This is a genomic window from Mycobacterium sp. 852002-51613_SCH5001154 (genome assembly GCF_001667425.1).
Taxonomy (GTDB): domain Bacteria; phylum Actinomycetota; class Actinomycetes; order Mycobacteriales; family Mycobacteriaceae; genus Mycobacterium.
This window is the reverse complement of sequence record NZ_LZII01000059.1, coordinates 1-597: the sequence shown is the minus strand read 5'-3', so window position 1 is coordinate 597 and position 597 is coordinate 1. Positions and strand designations below refer to the sequence as shown.

Here is a 597-nt window from a genome sequence, read left to right as displayed (position 1 = left end):
TACCTGACCGCGTTGATGCCGATGGTGTGGGTCGCCTGCGAGCGCGAGGACTTCGTCGGTGAGGTGCAGGCCATGCGCCGTCGGGTCGAGCAGCTGGTGCCCGCCGACGTGCGTGGGCGTGAGATCAAACTCGGCAGCGGCGGCCTGCGGGACGTTGAGTTCGCGGTGCAGCTGCTGCAGCTGGTGCACGGCCGCAGCGACGAGTCGCTGCACGTCGCGTCCACGGTGGCCGCGCTCGACGCGTTGGGTCAGGGCGGCTACATCGGCCGCGAGGACGCAGCGAACCTGACCGCCTCCTACGAATTCCTCCGGCTCCTCGAGCACCGCCTGCAGCTGCAGCGGCTCAAACGCACCCACCTGCTGCCCGAGGCCGAGGACGAGGAGGCGGTGCGCTGGCTGGCCCGCGCCGCGCATATCCGGCCCGACGGACGGCACGACGCCGCGGGCGTGCTGCGCGAGGAGCTGCGGCACCAGAACCTGCGGGTTTCGCAGCTGCACGCCAAGCTCTTCTACCAGCCGCTGCTGGAATCGATCGGCCCGACCGGCCTGGAGATCGGGCACGGCATGACGTCGGAGGCCGCCGAACGGCAGCTCGCC

Annotated in this window: 1 pseudogene; it reads left to right on the top strand. The window is 71.2% G+C overall.

From position 1 onward, the window contains the following. Window positions 1-597: pseudogene (locus tag A5750_RS16640) on the top strand (bifunctional [glutamine synthetase] adenylyltransferase/[glutamine synthetase]-adenylyl-L-tyrosine phosphorylase); the annotation flags it as partial.